Annotated in this window: 9 protein-coding genes and 1 tRNA gene; 7 read left to right on the forward strand and 3 right to left on the reverse strand. The window is 66.1% G+C overall.

The window, feature by feature from the left end; translation table 11 throughout:
• Positions 1–88: 88 nt before the first annotated feature.
• The 5 genes from GBRO_RS09295 (at position 89) to GBRO_RS09315 (ending at position 6,729) form a co-directional block, all read left to right on the forward strand.
• Complete coding sequence (locus GBRO_RS09295) at positions 89–799, forward strand: PadR family transcriptional regulator (RefSeq protein WP_041919829.1); 711 nt, start codon at positions 89–91, stop codon at positions 797–799.
• A complete protein-coding gene (locus GBRO_RS09300) occupies positions 796–2,313 on the forward strand; it encodes an MFS transporter (protein WP_012833705.1) in 1,518 nt (505 codons plus the stop codon). The genes GBRO_RS09295 and GBRO_RS09300 overlap by 4 nt, the downstream gene beginning before the upstream one ends.
• Before the next feature lie 84 nt (positions 2,314–2,397).
• Positions 2,398–3,621, forward strand: a complete 1,224-nt coding sequence (locus GBRO_RS09305; protein ID WP_012833706.1) for an exonuclease SbcCD subunit D — start codon at positions 2,398–2,400, stop codon at positions 3,619–3,621.
• Positions 3,618–6,587, forward strand: coding sequence for an AAA family ATPase (locus GBRO_RS09310; protein WP_012833707.1), 2,970 nt, complete (start codon positions 3,618–3,620; stop codon positions 6,585–6,587). Before GBRO_RS09305 ends, GBRO_RS09310 begins: the two co-directional genes overlap by 4 nt.
• 69 nt (positions 6,588–6,656) lie before the next feature.
• Positions 6,657–6,729: transfer RNA gene (locus GBRO_RS09315), tRNA-Arg, on the forward strand.
• A gap of 561 nt (positions 6,730–7,290) precedes the next feature.
• Here the strand turns inward: GBRO_RS09315 and istB are convergent.
• A complete protein-coding gene (gene istB / locus GBRO_RS09320) occupies positions 7,291–8,052 on the reverse strand; it encodes an IS21-like element helper ATPase IstB (protein WP_012832286.1) in 762 nt (253 codons plus the stop codon).
• A gap of 52 nt (positions 8,053–8,104) precedes the next feature.
• Positions 8,105–9,661, reverse strand: a complete 1,557-nt coding sequence (istA, locus tag GBRO_RS09325) for an IS21 family transposase (protein WP_012832285.1) — start codon at positions 9,659–9,661, stop codon at positions 8,105–8,107.
• A 204-nt stretch (positions 9,662–9,865) separates the two neighbouring features.
• On the opposite strand from istA, the gene GBRO_RS09335 reads away from it, so the two are divergent.
• Positions 9,866–11,136, forward strand: a protein-coding gene (locus tag GBRO_RS09335) for an IS3 family transposase (RefSeq protein WP_085950389.1) whose coding sequence is annotated in 2 segments (ribosomal slippage) — positions 9,866–10,142 and positions 10,142–11,136 — 1,272 coding nt in all. Because the reading frame shifts where the segments join, the coding sequence is not laid out codon by codon here.
• A 657-nt stretch (positions 11,137–11,793) separates the two neighbouring features.
• Positions 11,794–13,050, forward strand: coding sequence for an HNH endonuclease (locus tag GBRO_RS09340; RefSeq protein WP_012833709.1), 1,257 nt, complete (start codon positions 11,794–11,796; stop codon positions 13,048–13,050).
• 377 nt (positions 13,051–13,427) lie between these two features.
• Here GBRO_RS09340 and GBRO_RS09345 read toward each other — a convergent pair whose 3' ends face one another.
• The gene (locus GBRO_RS09345) at positions 13,428–14,240 is read right to left on the reverse strand and encodes a DUF305 domain-containing protein (protein WP_012833710.1); all 813 of its coding nucleotides are present in this window, start codon (positions 14,238–14,240) and stop codon (positions 13,428–13,430) included.
• Positions 14,241–14,253: the final 13 nt, after the last annotated feature.

Consider the following 14,253-nt stretch of genomic DNA (forward strand, 5'->3'; position numbering starts at 1 on the left):
TAGTGATCGCAACCGACTCTTGGCAGTGGATGGTCGGCGCGGTATATTCCACGTGGAATATTCGGATCAAAACACTTCGACGTCGGACATGGAGGTTTTTGTGGGGGAGGGCAAACAGCAACCGCTGGCCCCGATCGCGATTCTGATCCTCGGATTGCTGGCCGAGCGTCCGATGCATCCGTACGAGATGTTCCAGACCACTGTCGAGCGCCGGGAGGACCGACTGGCCAAGATCAGGCCGGGCACGATGTACCACACCGTCGACCGGCTGAGCGACCGTGGACTGATCGACGTCCACGAGATCGCCCGGGAGGGCAACCGTCCCGAGCGGACGGTCTATGCGATCACCCCCGCCGGGCGTGCGCTGCTGACTCAGAGTCTCGAGGAGATCCTGGCGCGTCACCCCCAGGAGTATCCGGAGCTCTACCTCGCACTCTCGGAGGCCCACGGCCTGCCGCGGGCGCGGGTGATCGACCTACTCGACGTGCGTATCCAGCGCATGCGGGCCGAACTGGATATGTACACCGCGGCGGTCGACGTGGCCCGCCGCCACGGCAAACCCGAGATGTTCTTCCTCGACGCGGGCTGCAAGATCGCCACGCTGAACACCCAGATCGATTGGCTCTCCGATCTCGTCGACCGGCTGCGTACCTCGCGCATCGTCTGGCTCGACGACCCGGATTTCACTGCGGGGCCAGGCCGGCATGTGATGCCGCCCGCCGGCGACGACATATCTGAGGACGACACATCCACGGACCACACATCTACCGACCACACATCTAAGGAGACCGCTCGATGAGCACACCAACCACGAGCCCGGGCCAGATCACCGCCCGGCCCTGGGTCGCTCTGCTGGCGCTGTGCGTCGGCTTCTTCATGATCCTCGTCGACATGACGATCGTCGCGGTGGCCCAGCCGCAGATCCAGGCGGCGCTGGACACCGACGTCAACGGCATCGTCTGGGTGACCAGTGCCTACCTGCTCACCTACGCGGTACCTCTGCTGATCACCGGCCGCCTCGGCGACAAGTTCGGACCCAAGAACGTCTACCAGCTGGGTCTGCTCGTGTTCACCCTGGCGAGTCTGTGGTGCGGGTTGTCGTCCTCGATCGGTGAGCTCATCGCGGCGCGTGCGCTGCAGGGTGTGGGCGCAGCGCTGATCACCCCGCAGACGATGGCACTCATCACCCGCATCTTCCCGCCGGAGAAGCGCGGTGCGGCAATGGGCGTGTGGGGCACCGTCGCCGGTGTCGCCACCCTCGTCGGCCCGCTGCTCGGTGGCATCCTCACCGACAGCTTCGGCTGGGAGTGGATCTTCTTCGTGAACATCCCGGTCGGCATCGTCGGTCTGATCCTCGCGGCGATGCTCGTCCCGAGCGTCGAAACCCACGATCACCAGTTCGACTGGATCGGTGTGGTGCTCTCGGCCATCGGTTTGTCCGCGCTGGTCTTCGGCATCCAGGAGGGCGAGACCTACGACTGGGCAGCCTGGATCTGGGTTCTCATCGTCGGCGGCGTGCTGACGATGGCGCTGTTCGTCTACTGGCAGTCGCGGATCCAGACCGAGCCGCTGGTGCCGCTTTCCCTGTTCCGAGACCGCAACTTCTCGCTGTCGAACATCGGCATCGCTTCGATGGGCTTCGCGATTTCCGGGTTGATGATCCCGATGATGTTCTTCCTGCAGCTCGTCGGTGGCATGTCGCCGACGCAGTCCGCGGTGATGATGGTGCCGATGGCGGTTCTGACCGGCGTTCTCGCGCCGATCGTCGGACGCATCCTCGACCGGGTGCATCCGCGCGCGATCATCTCCTCCGCATTGCTGCTCAACGCGATCGCCGTCTTCCTGCTGGGAATCCTTGCCAAGCCGGCGACTCCGGTGTGGCAGTTCGTCATCCCGCTGTGCCTCATGGGTGTCGCGTCGGCCGGTATCTGGGCGCCGCTGGCGGCGACCGCGACGCGCAATCTGCCCTGGCGGCAGGCCGGTGCGGGAGCGGGCGTCTACAACACGACGCGGATGATCGGCTCGGTCCTGGGTGCGGCGATGGTGGGTGCGCTGATGCAGACCCGCCTGGCCGCCGAGCTGCCCGGTGTGGACACCAACGAGCACCGCGACACGGTCGCGCAGTTGCCGGCGTTCATCCGCGAGGGATTCGCCGACGCGATGGGGCAGTCGCTGTTCTTGCCGGCAGCTGCGCTGCTGGTGGGTGTGGCGGCCACCGTCTTCCTGGTGCGCCCCAAGCATCAGGCATCCGCCACCGACGATGTTGCGGCCTTCGCCGAGGGTGAGGTCGAGGGCGCGGGCGCGTCGGGCTGATTCGCCCTGAGCTGCGGAGGCCGGTGACGCAACGCGCCATCGGCCTCCGCAGCTCTGTCGGTGGCCGACCGTACGGTGTAGTCCATGCGGATCGTGCACACCTCGGATTGGCACCTGGGCCGGACCTTTCACGGTGTCGAGCTGCTCGATGACCAGCGTCGCGCGCTGGCCGAGCTCGCCGCCATCGTCGGCGAGGAGCAGGCCGATGCGGTGGTCGTCGCCGGTGACGTGTACGACAGGTCGGTCCCGTCCGCGGATGCTGTTGCGGCATACGACGAGGGACTGGCCGCCATCGCGGCCACCGGCGCCGCGATCGTCGTGACATCGGGCAATCACGACTCGGCCACGCGGCTGGGTTCCGGCTCGGCGTTCGCGGCCGCCGGGGGATTGCATCTGCGGACCACCATCGGTGCCATCGACCAGCCGGTCATGTTCGACGCCGACGACGGCCCGGTCGCGATCTACGGCATCCCCTACCTCGAACCCGATACGGCGCGAACAACACTCGGCGTCGGCACCGCCCGCGGACATGCTGCCGTCCTGAGTGCGGCGATGGATCGGATCCGGGCCGATGCGGCGCGTCGCTCGGCGCGCACCGTGGTGGCCGCCCATGCCTTCGTGGTGGGTGCGGCGGCCACCGGATCGGAGCGATCGATCAGCGTGGGTGGGGTGGAAACCGTTCCGGCGCATATCTTTTCCGGTGTCGACTACGTGGCGCTCGGGCATCTTCACTCGCCGCAACAGCTCACCGACACGGTCCGGTACAGCGGGTCACTACTGCCGTATTCATTCGGCGAACGCTCCCACCGCAAGTCGGTATGGGTCGTCGACCTCGATGCCGACGGGGTGCGGGAGGTGCGTGCCCGCGAGCTCCGCGGTGTGCGTGGATTGTCCTGTCTGAAGGGAACTCTCGACGAGCTGCTCACCGCGTCGGAGCACGCCTATGCCGAGCAGTGTTACGTCGAGGCGACGCTGACCGACACCGTCCGCCCGGTCGATGCGATGCGCCGCCTGCGGGAGCGGTTCCCGTACGCCGTGCACGTGCAGTGGGACCGGCCCCGCGATGGGGACGGGGTGGATTACCGCTCCCGGGTGCACGGCCGTACCGATGCCGAGATCGTCGCCTCGTTCATCTCCGACGTGCGTGACGAACCGACGCCGGGGGAGTGCGCGCTGGTGGAGCGGGCGCTGCGGCAGGTGGTCTGTGAGCCGGAATCCGATGGCGCACAGGCCGAAGCACAGGCGGACGACGCATGGACGTTGTTCGACTGTGCCGGCGGCGCGGGTGACGTGGCGGCCTCGGCATGAGATTGCACCGCCTGCGCATGTGCGCGTTCGGCCCGTTCGCCGGTGACACGACCGTCGACTTCGACGAACTCTCCGCCGACGGCCTGTTCCTGTTGCACGGCCGGACCGGGGCGGGCAAGACGACGGTCCTCGACGCGGTCGCCTTCGCGCTGTTCGGCCGGGTGCCGGGGGCGCGCGACACCAATCGACGACTCCACTCGGATCATGCTCTGCCCGAACATGTTCCGGAGGTCGAACTCGAAGCCACCGTCGGTGGACGGCGTCTGCGCATCATCCGCTCGCCGGATCATCACCGCCCCAAGCGACGGGGGACCGGGACCACCAAGGTCAACGCTCGCGCAAGCCTGACCTGGCTGGACGGTTCGGGTCCCGACCTCACCCGGCTGCCCGAGATCGGCGACGCGGTCACCCGACTGCTCGGCATGAGTGCCGACCAGTTCTTTCAGGTGGTCCTGCTGCCGCAGGGCGAGTTCGCCCGATTCCTACGGGCCACCTCCGAGGACCGGGAACGATTGCTGGAGCGGCTGTTCGACACCGAGCGGTTCGGCGATCTCGAGGAATGGCTGCGCACCGAGGCCAGGGAGAGCTCGGCGGCGCTGACGAGGCGGACCGCAGTAATCGACCGGGTCGCCGGACAGATCGTCGCGCTCGGTGGTGCCGAGGCCCCGGCCGAGCCCGATCTGGCCTGGGCGCAGGGCTGTCTGGAGTCGGCCCGGTCAGAGGCCGAGCAGGCGCGAGCCGCCCTCGAAGCCGCCCGCCGCGAGGTGACCGAGGCGCAGCGTGCCCACGACGACGGTCGGCGCCGTGCGGAGTTGCACAGGCGCGGTGTCCAAGCCGCCGAACGCCTCTCGCGACTCGACGACGGACAGGACGACCTCGCGGCGGTGACGGCGACGCTGGCGCAGGCGCGTCGAGCCGCACCACTCGCCCCGCTGCTCGACGAGCACGAATTGGCGGCGGCAGATGCCGTGACCGCGGAGCGGACGTGGTCCCGCGCGCGGGATGCGCTGGTCACCCTACCGGGTGGGGCCGCGTTGAGCGACGCGGACGACGCCACGCTGCGCGATTCGATCGATTCCTGGACCCAGGAGTCCGGCCGCTGGGAGCCGCTGGCCGCACGGCTCGCCGGCCGCCCCGCCATCGTGTCTGAGATCGACACCCTCACAGCGCAATTCGATGACACCGCGCGACGCCTTGCCGAGCTGTCCGAGGTGCTGGCGGCGCTGCCGGACCGTCGGGACCGCGCCCAGGCCGAGCTGACCCGCGCCGTCGAGCTCCGTTCCCGAGTTCCAGGCCTCGAGGCGCAGCGGGAACGTGCCGAGAAGGTGACCACTGCGCTGTTGGCCCGCGCCCGGGTCGACCAGGCTCTCGAGCGGATTACCACGCAGGTACTCGTGGCCCGGGAAGCTCATCTCGAAACACGGGAGCAGTTGGTGGAGTTGCGATCCCGCCGGGTGGCCGGGATGGCCGCAGAGCTGGCCGGTGGGCTCGTCGACGGTGAGCCGTGCGTCGTGTGCGGTGCCACCGTCCACCCGGAACCGGCACGCCCGGACGAGCGCGGGCACGTCGGGGAAGCGGATGAAGCGGCCGCGGCCGCCGCCGAACAGGCCGCCGCGGTCGCCCGGGGACGTGTCGAGTCCGAGCAGGCTGCGCTGGAAGAACGCCGCAAGAGCCTCGACGAGGTGATCGGTGCGGCAACACGGGAGGACACCGAGGAACTCCTCCAGCGACTGTCCACGGAGCTCGCCGACGCCCGACGCGCTGCCGAACGTGTCCCGGCTCTGCAGCGGGCTGTCGAGGCCGCCGCCGCCGAGATCGACACTGTCCGGGCAGATGTGGCCACCTTGGACTCGGCGCAGTCACGCCGCCAGGAACGGCTGGCGTCGCTCCGTGAGGACCTTGGAGAGCTCGACGTGGCGGTTGCCGAGGCGACCGGTGGGCGTCTCAGCGTGACCGAGCGCCGACAGGAACTCGCCGATCTGTGTGAGGCCGCCGGACGCCTGCGCGACGCGGTGCGGGCGCGGGATGCGGCACGTTCACGACGGGACGAGGCGGGCAAGCGACTGACCGCACGATGTGTCGCCGCCGGTTTCGACGACGCTGACGCCCTGCGCTCCGCGCTCGCGTCACCGGAGTCCATTCAGGAGTGGGAAGCCCGTGTGCAGCAGGCGATCGGGCTTCGTGCGGCCGCGCAGGAAACCCTCGCCGACGCCGACATCCAGGACGCGCTGGCCGCCGAACATGTCGATGTCGCGTTGCTCGCGACCGCGCTCGACACCGTTCGACAGGCGCACGACCGCGCCGCCGGCAGGCATACCATCGCGGCACGACGCGTCGCCGATCTGGAACGCTTCGTAGCCGACTTCTGGGCGGCGGCGGACGCATTGGCGCCGCTGCGAGATCGACACGCGGAGTTGGCCGGCCTGGCCGAACTGGTCAGTGGTCACGGACAGAACTCGCGGCGTATGAGCCTGCGCTCATATGTGCTCGCCGCCCGGCTCGAAGAGGTCCTCGTCGCGGCGTCGGCCCGACTGCACCAAATGTCCTCGGGACGTTATGAATTCGTCCACAGCGACGCCGTCGGGCCGCGCGGTCGACGCGGTGGGCTGGGCATCGAGGTCCGTGACGAGTACACCGGCACGGTCCGCGCCACCACCACGTTGTCCGGCGGGGAGACGTTCTTCGCGTCCTTGGCGCTGGCGCTCGGCCTTGCCGACGTGGTGTCCGCCGAATTGGGCGGACGGGTGTTGGACACCATCTTCATCGACGAGGGTTTCGGCACGCTCGACCCCGAGGCACTGGACCTGGTGATGGGTGTCCTTGACGAACTCCGCTCCGGCGGGCGCGTCGTCGGGGTGGTCAGTCACGTCGGCGAGCTCCGTGAACGGATTCCGGCGCAACTGGAGGTGGTCCGCCGCGACAACGGTTCGTCCGTCCATACGAATCAGCCGGCCGCAATCGGTTGACGGTGTGTCGTGAGCAGCCCGATTGGGGTTCGCGCGATCGGGTGCGCTAATGTGTGTTTCGCCCGTTGAGCCCCCGTAGCTCAGGGGATAGAGCGTCTGCCTCCGGAGCAGAAGGCCGCAGGTTCGAATCCTGCCGGGGGCACCGAGAGTTCCTTGCGATTGCTGATGTCGGCGCGCACATTCTGGTCGCTGGTTGAGCGCGGTCACCCAACGCCGATTACCACCGCCAGCGCAGGCCGTCGGCGGTCTCGCGGCATACTGCGTAGCCATCGGTGTGAGAAACGCGGGCGCGTTCTCCCAACTTCGAGCAACGTGCGTTCAGCTGAACCGGGGGTCGCCGGACGAGGTCGCGGCTTTGCCAGTGATTGCCGAGTCCCACAGCCGAGCAGAACAGCTGCCCGTCGGCCTAGGTCATGCCGCGCTCATGGTCATAACAGGGCTCACCTTCCCGCTGGACCGACGCGGGGGCTGCGTGGGCTAAGCCGGCCGTGCTCAGCACTCCCAGTGTCTGTGCCGCCACGATAAGCCTGGCGATTGTCCTTCTCATCGAATGTTCCTCCAGCGCAGGCCATGTCCGGTCCTTTGGCACTCGACAATGCCATGATTCCCCTTGGTGTCGACGGTCACGTAATTCCCCAGGTGTGTCCGTCACGGATTTCCCCATGTTCGGGTGTGCTGGGTTGAGGGTAGCTGGGGTTGTGGGTTAGGTGGTTTTCGGTGTTCGTCCGGGGCGTTTGCGTGGTCGGTAGGACGGGCCGTCCATGAGGATCTGGTGGCTGGTGTTGATGAGTCGGTCGAGTAGTGATTCGGCGACGACGGGGTTGGGGAACAGGGGGTACCAGTCTTTGGGTGCGCGGTTGCTGGTGAGGATGACGGGTTTGGCTGCGATGGCGCGGTCGGAGACGAGGTCGTAGAGGTCGTCGGAGCCGGTGGTGGTGTGTTCGCGCATGGCGAAGTCGTCGATGATCAGGACGGCGGGGCGGGTGTATTCGCGCATGCGTTGCCCGATGGTGCGATCGGCGTGGCCGCCGGCGAGGTCGGCGAGCATGCGGGCGCATTTGACGAATCGGATGTCGTGTCCGCGTAACGCGACTTGGTGGCCGAGTGCTTGTGCCACATGGGTTTTGCCGACTCCGACGGGTCCGTAGAGGATGACTGATTCGCCGGCGTCGAGCCAGCGCAGGGCGGCGAGGTCACGCAGCATCGCGGCGGGCAGTTTCGGGTTGGCGGTGAAGTCGAAGTCGTCGAAGGTTGCTGATTGTTCGAAGCGGGCCCGGCGCACGCGCCGCGCCAGGGCGGCGGACTCACGGCGGGCGATCTCGTCTTCGCACAACACCTGCAGGAACTCCAGGTGACCCAGTTCGCCGGCGCGGGTTTGGGCCAGCCGGGCGTCGAGGGTGTCGAGCATGCCGGTCAACTTCAACGTTTTCAACGCGGCTCGCAGGCTGGGATCATGAATGGTCATCAGAACGTCCTTAGTGGAATAAGCTGGTAGTTAATGGGATTGGGTGTGAGGTCTACTGGCCGGCTGCCGTGTCGAGGTCGTCGGCGAAGGCGTGCGGGCCACGCAGAAATGCCGGTGGTGTCGGCGCTACCGGCGATGTGGTGATGGTGTCGTCGTATTCGGTACCGGCGATCAGGATGCCTTTGATGGTGCGTGGCCCGACATCGCCGACGGCGATCGCGCGGGCGCAGGCGGCGTTGATGCGGTCATCGGGATACTTGGTGCGCAAGCCGACGATGGACTGGATCGCGCGCAGGCGGTGGATCGCATTGACCTCGGAGAGTTCAGCGACGACTGCGACCGCGTGCTCGCCGATCTCTTCGGCCTGCTTGCGGCACCACGCCACCGGGCGGGAGTGGTAGGCGACCTTGTGCGGCGGATAGTGCTCGAGGTTGGTTGCTCGTCCGCTCAGGTGCAGTACGTGGGTTGCCACGACCTGGTCGTCGGCGAAGACCTGGACCATATCCCCGCACGTGCGGACCCGCACGTGTGAGCCGATCAGCCGCCACGGCACCGAGTACAACGCTGTGCCCGCCTTGACATGACAGTCGGGGGCGACCTTGCCCACGTGGTAGGTGACACGTTCAAATCGTCTGGGCGGCAACGGAGTCAACACATCCCGTTCGATCTGCGCGAACAGTTCGGCGGGCGGCACCCCATCGATCCCGCGGTGGGCGTGGCGGCCGTACACGTTCAGACACCAGTCGAGGGCGGCCTGTTGCATCTGCGGCAGGCTGGTGAACTCGCGGCCCGTGAAGAACGAGTCCCGAATGTAGGGCATCGGGCGCTCGATGCGCGGTTTGTCTTTCGGAGTGAACGCGCGCGCCGGATCGATCAGCACCTCGTAGAACGAGGCGAGTTCGGCGTAGGCCCGGTTGATCTGCGGATCGTAGAGATCAGGCTTGCTGACCCCGGTCTTGAGGTTGTCACAAACGATTCGCTCGGGCACGCCGCCGAAAAACTCGAACGCATCCACATGCGAAGCGCACCAAGATGTTTGGTCCATCTTGAGGACCGGCTGCACAAACAACCACCGCGAGCACGACAGGATGATCGCGAACGCCCACACCGACACCCGCTTCCCGGTCTCAGGGTTGGTCCACATCCCGAGCTTGCCGTAATCGACTTGGGCTTCCTCGCCTGCAGGTACCGGGGGTCGTGGTGGGGTTGCGCGTTTCTCGTTGATCTTGTCAGCGAAATGTGCTGTCACATAACGGCGTACCGACGATTCCGACACATCAACCCCGTGGTCGTCGCGCAGACGTTGCGCGATCGTGGCCACCGTCACCGTGGCATCGAGCTGGCCGCTGATCCACTTATGATGCTTGGCGATCGGCGGCCACGTCACCGCCCGCGTCGAGGGATCGACAACTTCGGGGAACCAGCCGCCGATCAACTCCCGCCACACCGACTCGTCGAACTTGTCCCCGGTGCCCGGGCTCATTCCCGCCGCCAGCGCCGGCGCGAGATACTTGCGGATGGTCTTGCGATCCAGGCCCAACGCCTGGGAAATCTGTACCTGCGAGCGTCCGGCATACCAATGCCGAAACAACTCCAACAGCTGGGTCATCGTCAACGTCCTCCGTGCCACCTCAGGCCCCTTCCAGGGGCCCGGGAAGGGGCCCTGCAAGGAGCGAACCTGTAGCAGCACCCCAACCCCGCCCGACACGCCCCAGGGTGGGGAATTACGTGACGGACAGGTGAGGAATTACGTGACTGATCCGTCCCGGTGTTTCCGGAGGGTTCGTCTCAAGGGAGAATGAAACCTATGGCAGTGGCAGGATCGAAGCGATACTCGGATGAGTTGAAGCGCGACGCGGTGGACATGGTCGAGCAGTTGGTGGCTCAGGGGTCCACCGAGTGGGCGGCGATGGGCAAGACTGCGGATTTGCTCGGAGTCGGCTCGGCGGAGACGGTTCGCCAGTGGGTGCGCAAGGCGCCGTCGGGCGCCGCCAGCGCGCCAGCCAAGGCCGATAGCGAGGAGATTCGACGACTCAAGCGCGAGGTGGCCGAGCTCAAACGAGCGAACGGGATCCTGAAGGCGGCGTCGGCTTTCTTCGCGGCCGAGATCGACCGGCCACACCGCTAATTGTGGAGTTCATCCGCACTCACCAGGGACACCAGGTGGGTGCGGATGGCCTTGTCTGGGGCGTCGATTCGATGTGCGCCGTGCTCTGCGAGCATGGTATCCACATCGCCCCGTCCACTTACTATGATCACATCAACCGCGGGCCGAGCGCCCGCATGTTCGCCGATGCGCAGGTCATCGATGCGATCTTCGCTTTGCGCCGGAAGCGACCGCTGATGCGGGTTCTGGGTTCACGCAAGACATGGATAGTATTGCGCAGCAGTGGTATTGATGTTGCTCGATGCACTGTTGAACGAGTGATGCGGGAGATGGGATGGCATGGCGCGAGTAAGAAGAAGCGAGTGCGTACGACCATCCCTGATGCGGCAGCGTCGCGGCCGGCGGATCTGGTCGACAGACAGTTCTATGCTGCGGCACCAAATCGGTTGTGGGTAGCCGATTTTACCTACTGCCGCACCAAGTCGGGGTGGGCGTACACGGCGTTCGTCATCGATGTGTTCGCCCGCAAGATTGTCGGCTGGAAAGTGGCCTCGGAAATGACAGTGAACCTGGTTACCGATGCCATCAACAACGCGATAGACAACCGAAAGCGTTGCGGTGTAGTTGATTTAACGAGACTCATACACCATTCAGACGCGGGATCGCAGTACACAGCGATTGTGTTCGGGCAGCGGTTGGCCGAGGAAGGCATCGCGGCTTCTATTGGCAGCGTTGGGGATAGCTACGACAACGCGCTCGCGGAGTCGGTGAACTCTGACTACAAGAACGAACTCGTCGACAACCAGCCGCGATTTCACGGCGCGACCGAACTGTCACTGGGCACGGCCGAATGGGTGGCGTTCTACAACCGTGAACGCCCACACAGTTACTGCGACGACCTCACCCCCGACCACGCTGAGCGACTCCATTACGATCACATGCGCACCCTCAATCCGGAGGGGGCACTCACAACCTGAGCTCTCCGGAAAAGCCGGGGTGGATCAGACGGACAACCCCACCAACCTGGGGAATTACATGACCGCTGACACCCTTGGCCTTCGCGCGAGCGCCCAGCTTCGGACATGGAGTACCTGGTGTGACCCTGGGGGCGGTCGACAGTGCTTTGCTGGTCCATACCCCGTTCTCGCCAGAACAGTACAGCTGGCCGTCGGCGGAGTCGTGTTCATACTGGGGGTAACACGGTCCGTCTTCGCGTTGGACTGACGAAGGGGCAGCGTGGACTGAACCAGCCGTCAGGATAGTGGCGGCGGCTGTCGCCATGACCAGTCCAGCAATCGACTTTCTCATTGACTTCCTCAGCGGTCATGTCGGGGCGGCGGTGGTGTCGTGGAAGCACGCTGTCGCGCTTTACGGCGGTAGACACACTAGCGCTCAGTCCCTTCTCTGGGTGTCGGTTCGTTCCGCTGCGGTCGCGATCGGCTGTCTGCGGCCTTCGTTCCGAGAGCTTAAGTGGAGACGGCGGCGAATCTCAGGTGTGAGATGGCTTGGCAGCTCGCTGTGATTGATGGGGCTTCTGTTCACCACGGTTCACTGCAGTCACCGCTGAGGTTCATGGGGTCTGACCAGCAAAAACAGCCCTTGACACGAACACATGTGCGAGTAATCTAGAACACATGAAGCAGATCGAACACCTGGTCGAGCAGCTGGCCAACTACACCTGGGACGACACCACCGGACCCGAGGCCCACACCACACTCACCTCGATCCTGCGGCTACGCAATCTCGTCGAACACCACGCCGCAGTCCTGGTCGCCCGGCTGACCGCACTCGGCGTCGCCAAGAAACAGGGCCGCACCATGCGGGAGTTGCTGATCGTCATGGGCTGCGCCCCCGCCGTCGCATCACGGTTGGTCCGTGTCGCCGGGAACCTGGCGCCCCTGCCGCGCCTGGCCGGACATACCGCGGACGGAACAGTGTCCGGCGAGCATGCCGACGCGGTGGTGCGCGGGATGACGCATATCGCCACCCGGAATGGGGAACCGCTCTCCGACTCCCAGCGTCACAGTATGGTGACCGATCTGCTCGCCCACACCTTCTCCGGTGCCACGCCATCGGAGATCACCAACCGCGCCCGCGCATTAGGCAATCAACTCGCCGACCAGTCCGACACCGGGTTGCCTGCGACCGAAGACCGTGCCATCAACGACTTCACCGTCACCGTCAACGAACCGAAAACCGGTGGGGATGGGCGCACCATCGTGCGCGGAGACCTCGACGCCGTCATCGGAGAAAAACTCCACACATTGATCGACGCGTTCGCCGCGCCACGCCCCGAACCCGACGGCGCCGAAGACACCCGCGCACCCGGACGCCGCCGCTCCGATGCTTTGGAACGCGTCCTCGACGCCGCCATGACCGCCGCCGACCACGGCCTCCTACCCGGCGCACCCCGACAAACCGTGCTGCTCACCATGCCCGCCGACGCCGACGGCCGCGGCGTCCTCTCGTTCACCGGGCCGGTCTCCGGGGCCACCACCACCCTGCTCGCCTGTGACTCCACCATCACCGACATCATCATCAACGGCGACAACATCCCCATCGCCATTGGCCAAGACGATCGCCTGTTCGGCCCGAAACTCAGAAAGGCCCTGATTGTGCGGGATCAGTGCTGCATCAAGTGCGGTGCCCCCGCCGGCTGGACCCACGCCCACCACATCACCTTCTACTCCCACGGCGGTAAAACCGTGTTGGACAACGGATGTCTGCTCTGTCCGTCGTGTCACACCGACGTGCACCACGACGGCTGGGACATCGTCATGGGAGATGACCGACACCCCTGGCTCATCCCACCCGCCAGCGTCGACCCGAGACGCCGACCCCTACCTGCCTACAACCGGCGCACCATGCGACTCGACGACATTGCGGCGTGAGGAATGACTGTTATCGCCAATGTGGTTGTGTCGCCGCGGGCTTCGAGGCGCTCGGCTGGCGCCTCGCGCACCTCAGCCGGCGTGAGGGGAGACACCCAGCCTCCGGAAGGGGACACGCGCGGAGGGCGCAGCGAGCAAACACCAACACCACTAACCACGATGCCTGAGGTGCGAGCTTGCGATCCTCAAACGCCATAGCACGCCGAAACTGTCAGTACCACGGCGCATCATGAACTAGACCAACCGAAACCAGCACCCGGCCCAGCCGGGACCGCATCAGTCCTTTGAGAACTCCATAGCGTGGAACGGCGTGGCGGAAGCTGTTGCCGCGCAACCGGATCACCAATCCGGTTGCGCGGCGGCGGCGATCGTCGGCGTCAGTTCATCGGCAAGGGCTGCGCATTGCGCGAGGCCAGCATGGTCTTGAGGGTCTCGATCTCGTTGGCCTGGGTGTTGAGCATGGCGGTGGCGAGGTCGCGGACGTAGTCCTGACTCACGTTCGCCGGGTCGGCCGCGTACTGCATCATGTGCACGCCGCCCTCGTGGTGCCGCAGCATCAGCTGGAGGAAGTAGGTGTCCGCGGCTGGGCCAGACAGGCTCCGAAGCCGCGCCATCTCGCTGTCGGTGGCCATCCCCGGCATCGGTGGCTGTTCGGCATTCGGACCGGGCGCCGGTGAGGAGGGGGTGTCCATCGGCATCCCGCTCATGTCGCTGTGGCCGCTGTGGTCGTCAGCATGATCCTGATCGGTCGACATGCCGGCCATGTCGTGGCCCATCCAGGCCATCGGTGCACCCGGGTTGATGAAGGGTTGATGCCACCGGGACAGCCACGACTGCATCTGCCCGATCTCGTTGGTCTGCGTCAGCATGATGTCGGTGGCCAGGGATGTGACCTGGACGTCGCCAGAGCCGTGCTTGAGGACCTCCTGGGCCATCGCGACGCCCTGCTCGTGGTGCCGGGTCATGTCCTGGGCGAAGCCCACGGCCGCCGAGTTCGCGGCCGGCTGGTCCTCGTCGGCCGAGGTGTCGTCGGCGAAGCTGGCCTGGATCACCAGTCCCAGCCCGACGCCGACCAGCAGGATCGCGATACCGGCCAGGGCGAGCAGCAGGCGCGAATGCGATCGGGGAGCAGCAGGTGAGTCGGCGGATTCGACTGTGGTGGAATCGCCTTCGTCGGCGTTCTCGGCCATGTGCAACCTTTCT

The sequence above is a fragment of the Gordonia bronchialis DSM 43247 genome (assembly GCF_000024785.1).
GTDB classification, from domain to species: Bacteria; Actinomycetota; Actinomycetes; order Mycobacteriales; family Mycobacteriaceae; genus Gordonia; species Gordonia bronchialis.